Annotated in this window: 1 protein-coding gene; it reads right to left on the reverse strand. The window is 58.5% G+C overall.

The features are described from left to right. A partial coding sequence (locus JTI85_RS21065; RefSeq protein WP_255574981.1) for an ABC transporter permease occupies positions 1-299 on the reverse strand: 299 nt, incomplete at both ends.

Consider the following 299-nt stretch of genomic DNA (forward strand, 5'->3'; position numbering starts at 1 on the left):
CCGGAATGGCTACCGCCAGCGGCATAAACAGCTGCCAGAGATCCGTCAGATCCAGCGCTTTAGAGAACGTCCCGCGTGCGATAGTCAGAAAATGGCTGGTCGGGTAGATTTCGCCAATCCAGCGGCCCGGCCCTTCGAGCGAGGCGACCGGATCGATCATCCCGGAAAACTGCGTCGCCGGGATAAGCGTAATAATCGCCGTACCAAAAATGGCGGCGATCTGGCTTTTCATAAACGTGGAGATTAACAGCCCCAGCCCGGTGGCAATGGTGACGTACAGCAGCGCGGCCAGCGTCAGA

The organism is Citrobacter sp. Colony219 (assembly GCF_019382635.1).
In the GTDB taxonomy this organism is placed as follows: Bacteria; Pseudomonadota; Gammaproteobacteria; order Enterobacterales; family Enterobacteriaceae; genus Citrobacter; species Citrobacter youngae.